The following is a 5511-nucleotide window of genomic DNA, read 5'->3' on the forward strand; positions in this document are numbered from 1 at the left end:
AATAGATATTCAATGAAAAACATAGACAACAAATAAAAAAAACTACAAAAAATAATTTACAATCTAACCACAACTAAGAAAATTCACTGTCATCCATCAACTGAAAAATTAATTATTGCACAGCCAATCAAAACTAAACCAATTAATAAATTTAATATATTACTTTAAATAATATTTTATCATGCTAATTAACAGTGATTTACATATTCATAGTTGTTTTGCTATGGCAAGTTCTAAGGATATGGTTATAAACAATATTGCACCACAGGCAAAGCTTAAAGGACTTCAACTTGTTGGAACTGGAGATGGATTCCATCAAGGATGGTTAGACATAATTGAAGAAAGTACAACTTACTCTGGAGATGGAATATATTCAAAGGAAGACTGCAACTTCGTAATAACTGCTGAAGTTGAAGGGAAAGGTAAAATTCACCATCTATTTATTATTCCAAATATTGAAATAGCTAGAGAAATGTCAAATAGCTTAGATTCAAAAAACAAGGATACAGATGGAAGATGTAGAGTAAAAATGGAAGGAGGAGAAATCAGAGATCTTGCACGAGAATACGGATGCTTATATGGTCCAGCTCACGCATTCACCCCCTGGACTGGAATGTACAAATCAATTGATAGTATATATGATTGTTACGGTGAATTACCTGATTTTTTAGAACTTGGACTTTCAGCAGACACTAATATGGCAGATACAGTGAAAGAACTAAAAGATATTCCATTTCTGACAAATTCAGATGCACACTCACCATGGCCACATCGACTTGGTAGAGAATTTAACCAAATAGAAATGAATGACCTATCATTTTCCTCTCTTGAAGAAGCAATTAAAAAGAAGAATATTAAAACAAACTATGGTTTAGTAGCAGACTTGGGTAAGTATCATATGACTGCATGTACAAAATGTCATAAACTAATCGACCCTTTAATCGCGAAAGATAACAAAATGAAATGTCCATGTGGTGGAAAAATAAAAAAAGGTGTTGATTACAGAATATCAGAAATAAGTGATTATGACATCCCAAAACATCCAGAACACAGACCACCATATGTCCATTTAATGCCCCTGGCTGAAATAATCAGTATGGTTTACGAAAAAGGAGCTACAACAAAAACAGTTCAAAGCAAATGGCAAATACTAACTGACAATCTTGGAGACGAAATAAACATTCTTATAAACACACCAATAGAAGAAATAGCTAAAGTTGATAGTATAACTGCTCCAGCTATTGAATCCTTTAGAAACAAAACCTTAAAAATAATTCTAGGAGGAGGAGGAAAATATGGACAAATCTTACTTGGAGAAACACAAGAAGATTCAGCTATTAAAAAAGAAAAAAGAGTTACTTTAGATAATTTTTAAGGATAGTGAAATAATGATAACATTTAAAATGTAAAAAATATAATATTTTCCCAAATAGTTAATTAATTATTAAAACTCAAATTAAAAGTTAAAATACTAATGTCTAATTTATTACTATAAGCAAATTTAATAATACAATCTTTTTCACTAAAATGTAGACATTCCATTTATGACCATTATGACCAAAATTTTTATATGGTAAAAATACCATATAAATTAGCATACAATATTAGGAGCAAGTAATAATGGAAACTCAAAAAATTAAAACTACTGTGAATATTGAAATAGGTATACTAAATGAGTTAAAAGCAATATCCAATAGAAAAAAGACTACACAAACTGAAATGATTAATAAATTATTAAAAAAAGGATTATTACTTGAAAAACAAGCCGAAAAACAGAAGGAAACTAAAGGAAATAATTTTCTTAAATTAGCAGGAATAGTTACAGCACCAAAACCATTTAGTGCTACTGATGAAGTGAGGAAACTACGAAATGGTGAACTATGATATTTTTAGATGCTAGCTATTAATATCATTATTTGTGAAAAAAGAAACTGATCATGTGCGAGCTGTTGAAATAGCTAAAACTATTCAAAACGAAGAAAAAATTATATCTAAACTAGTTGTAGCTGAAACAATAACAGTTTTAAGGAAAAAAATACCAACAAAAGATATTGCTATAATATATAATATATTACAAAAATTCATAACCATAGAAGATAGCTACATATTTGATAATGCATTTAAAGAATTTGTTAAATATAATGGAAAAATAAGCTTTTTTGATGCAGTATATATTGCCTTGATGAAAGATTTAGAAATATATGAAATAGCTAGTTTTGACTCTGATTTTGATAATAAAAAGAGAATAGTGAGAATCCATTAATAATATTGAGTGAATTATATGAATTATCTATTCTTAGACGAAAGTAGAGATTTAATAAGTATTTTAAAAGTTAATTCTTCACAAGACTATAAAAAACTAAATAGAATAATAGGAAAATGAGGAGAGGCAAATTCAAAAAGATTTACAAAATATTAATGAAATCAAATCAACAAAAATACCTCCAAATGTAAAATTCAACATGACAAACAGCTAAATTCAATTAATATTGAATTTTATTCAATTTTCATGTGAAAAGAAAGATTAAATGCTCAAAATTTAATTTTATATGAGATACTCCTCATACATTTTAGAATTAGGAATCTATTTAAAAATTCATTTGCACCCCAAATTTTATAATATTCCATTAAATATTGATTAAACACGAGAATGATTAGTGAAATGGAAAAAATTATTTTTTAAAGTTCAATCACCGTATTCTCAATGCATTACCTACAACAATTAAAGTTATTCCCATATCTCCAAGAATAACAGCTTCAAGTAAACTTATATAACCTAAAACTCCTAAAATAGCTATTATTGATTTAATACTTATTACTATAATAAGATTTTCTTTAACAATATTCATTGTTTTTTTAGCTATATTGAGTAATGTAGATATTTTAGATATATTATCATGCATCAACACTATATCTGCAGTTTCAACTGCTACATCAGCTCCACCCATTCCCATAGCTATTCCTACATTTGCTCTTGCAAGTGAAGGAGTGTCGTTTACTCCATCTCCAACCATAGCTACATCATTATATTTAATAGCTAACTCTTCAACTTTATTTAATTTATCTTCTGGAAGTAAGTCATTATAATAGCTATTAAGTCCTATTTGTTTTGAAACATTATCTGCAGCACTTTTATTATCTCCTGTTAACATAATAGTTTTGATTCCACTACTTTTAATTTCAGATATGGTTGTTTTAGCATTTTCCCTAATTTTATCACTTAAACTTATAAAACCTAATATTTGAGTCTTATCTCCAATAATAACACTGGTTTTTCCAATATTTGTGTTGTTTGCTATAATTAAATTTATTTCTTCTTTTAATGATTCATTGTAATCAAAAAGATCTTTCTTTCCAATATAGTATGTTTCATTATTTATAACACCTTTTAATCCTTTACCTGCTATTGATTCAAAATTATGGACCTCTTTAACATTTATATCATTATTTTGTTTGTATTCATTAAATGCTTTAGCTATTGGATGTTTTGATTTTCCTTCAATGCTGCAAGCTATTTCAATGAGCTTTTCTTTTGTAATTATTTTGTGTGGAGTGATTGTGTTTATTTCTAACTTACCTTCAGTTAATGTTCCTGTTTTATCAAATAATATAGCTTTTATTCTAGCTAATTCTTCTATATATTCTCCACCTTTAATTATGATCCCATTTCTAGTTCCTGCAGTAATAGCTGAAACCATAGAAACTGGAGTTGAGATAACTAATCCACATGGACATGATATTACAAGTAAAACTAAACCTCTATATATCCATTGAAGGAAAGGTTCTTTAAGTACTACTGGTGGGATAATAGCTATAAAAATAGCTATGAGAACAACTGTTGGAGTATAGTATTTAGCGAATTTATCAATGAATAAATCTATTTTTGCTTTTTTCTCTTCTGATTCTTTAATTAGATTGATGATTTTTGCAAATATTGTGTTCTCGGAGGTTTTAGTAACTTTTATTTCAATATATCCCTCTTCATTAATGGTTGAACTATAAACATCATCTCCCTCTGCTTTACTCACAGCTAAACTTTCACCTGTTATTGATGCCTGATTTATTGAGGTGTTTCCATTTATTATTACTCCGTCAATTGGGATTTTATCTCCTGGCTTAATTATAACTATATCATTTACTTTTAAATCATTGACATTGACTTCAACTTCCCCTCCATCTTTTTTAAGAATAGCTATATCTGGATTTAAATTAACTAATTTTGATAATGATCTTTTAGATCTATCTAATGCAAAATGTTCTATGTATTCTGCTAAGTAGAACAAGGTCATAAGTGATGCACCTTCTAATCCATCTCCAAGTAAAAATGCTCCGACTGTAGCTATTGTAACAAGTAGCTCAATTTTCACTTCTCCTTTTAAAAAGGTTTTTACACCATGTTTTATTATTCCTCTACCTATAATTATTACAACAGCTAAAAATATTAATAAGGATATTGGTTCTTCTATAGTTGTAAATCCAAATAATATATGAGGTTGATTGAATAAAGTTAACACAAGCCCAAATGCTATAAGCACAGCACTTATTCCCATTAATATTAATGGTTTATTTGATTTTTCTGATTTTTGGTCAATGTTTTCAAGTATTCCTGATTCACAGCAACATCCATCATGATCATCATAGCATTCATCCTTGTGATTATGATCTTCAGTGCAACATTCATCCCCATGACCATGGTCTTCATGAATGTGACCTTCATTCTCTTCATGATGGTTAGGGTCTTCATGATCACAACAGCTATCTTTTTTACTCAATATTACGCACCTTCTCTATTAATTCAGTTATTTTAAAATCATTTAAAGAGTAATAGACTTTTTTATCTTCTTTTCTAAATTTCACAATATCATTATTTCTTAGTAGTCTTAGTTGGTGCGATATTGCTGATTGACTCATATCGAGTAATAATGATAGTTCACAGACACATAACTCTCCAATATTTAGAGCATCGATGATTCTAACTCGATTAAAGTCACTTAATATCTTAAACGTATTTGAAGATTCATAGTATTTCTCTTCTGGGAGCATTTTTTTAGAAACTTCTTCAACAATCTCATTTCTGATACTTTTAATTTCACAAACTTTAGACATATGAACATGTATTCATATGAACATATATAAACTTTTTCATTTGTCCATTTCTATTGAGTAATTTGAAGGGTTGTGAGCATGTTATTTTTTAAAAAATAATATTTGATTAAAATACTTTAAAACCTATTTAAATTAGCAATATGTGCTTTTATGAGTTTTTATGTAAATAACTTAAATAGCTATTACGTTTTGTAAGTTATTACATTTTTTTATATATTTATTATTACTTATTTTTCATGTTAATTTTGCTTTTATTTTATAATTTTTCAATACTGTGCGTTTTATTTTATTGTATTGAATTATTTCAAACTAATAATAGTTATCACATCATGTATAAGCAATATTTATTAATATTGTCTATGTTACTATTAGTTGTAGTGGTGATATTTGGTTAGTTTCATATTA

5 protein-coding genes are annotated in these 5511 nt (G+C 27.7%); 3 read left to right on the forward strand and 2 right to left on the reverse strand.

Going from position 1 to position 5511, the window contains the following annotated elements; translation table 11 throughout:
• Nucleotides 1-181: 181 nt before the first annotated feature.
• The 3 genes from MBFIL_RS02215 (at nt 182) to MBFIL_RS02225 (ending at nt 2263) form a co-directional block, all read left to right on the forward strand.
• Nucleotides 182-1375, forward strand: coding sequence for a TIGR00375 family protein (locus MBFIL_RS02215; RefSeq protein WP_066971080.1), 1194 nt, complete (start codon nt 182-184; stop codon nt 1373-1375).
• Nucleotides 1376-1620: 245 nt separating this feature from the next.
• Nucleotides 1621-1884 (forward strand): hypothetical protein, encoded by a 264-nt coding sequence (locus MBFIL_RS02220; protein WP_066971083.1) that lies wholly within the window; start codon nt 1621-1623, stop codon nt 1882-1884.
• Between the two features lie 22 nt (nt 1885-1906).
• Nucleotides 1907-2263 (forward strand): PIN domain-containing protein, encoded by a 357-nt coding sequence (locus MBFIL_RS02225; RefSeq protein ID WP_084266267.1) that lies wholly within the window; start codon nt 1907-1909, stop codon nt 2261-2263.
• Nucleotides 2264-2690: 427 nt separating this feature from the next.
• Here MBFIL_RS02225 and MBFIL_RS02230 read toward each other — a convergent pair whose 3' ends face one another.
• Both MBFIL_RS02230 and MBFIL_RS02235 read right to left on the reverse strand, forming a co-directional pair.
• Nucleotides 2691-4772 carry a heavy metal translocating P-type ATPase gene (locus MBFIL_RS02230; RefSeq protein ID WP_084266268.1) on the reverse strand — a complete coding sequence of 694 codons (2082 nt, stop codon included), beginning with the start codon at nt 4770-4772 and terminating at the stop codon, nt 2691-2693.
• A complete protein-coding gene (locus tag MBFIL_RS02235) occupies nt 4765-5106 on the reverse strand; it encodes an ArsR/SmtB family transcription factor (protein WP_066971087.1) in 342 nt (113 codons plus the stop codon). Before MBFIL_RS02235 ends, MBFIL_RS02230 begins: the two co-directional genes overlap by 8 nt.
• Nucleotides 5107-5511 lie beyond the last annotated feature (405 nt).

The sequence above is a fragment of the Methanobrevibacter filiformis genome, from assembly GCF_001639265.1.
GTDB classification, from domain to species: domain Archaea; phylum Methanobacteriota; class Methanobacteria; order Methanobacteriales; family Methanobacteriaceae; genus Methanacia; species Methanacia filiformis.